Origin of the sequence: Bifidobacterium sp. UMB1197 (assembly GCF_030217745.1) — a bacterium.
Taxonomy (GTDB): Bacteria; Actinomycetota; Actinomycetes; order Actinomycetales; family Bifidobacteriaceae; genus Bifidobacterium; species Bifidobacterium vaginale_B.
In genome coordinates, this window is the sequence record NZ_JASOOL010000033.1 from 1 (window position 1) to 322 (window position 322).

General features: G+C 49.1%; 1 protein-coding gene. It reads right to left on the reverse strand.

The window, feature by feature from the left end; genetic code table 11:
* Positions 1-322 (reverse strand): F0F1 ATP synthase subunit B family protein (locus QP420_RS06490; protein ID WP_481616899.1); only part of this gene is annotated, 322 nt, incomplete at both ends.

The window sequence follows — 322 nt, forward strand, 5'->3', positions numbered from 1 at the left end:
TCGTCTAGCTTAGACGCAAGAATTTTGCCTGCTAATGCCGCAGCGAGTACCGAGACTTCTCCTTGGAGGCTAGTCATGGCGTGCTTATGCTGAGCTTCAATGGAATGCTGAGCTTCACTAATAATCTTCGCAGCATCTTTTTCTGCACGCTGTCTTGCTTCATCAACAATCTTGGAAGCTTGTGCGCGAGCCTGTTCGCGAGTTTTTGCGGCATCTGCTTGAGCTTGTGCAAGTTCTTCTTCCATCTGGCTCTTTAACTCATCAGCTTCACGCTGCGCGTTTGCTGCTTTAGCCATTCCGCCTTCGATTTTTTCTGCACGCT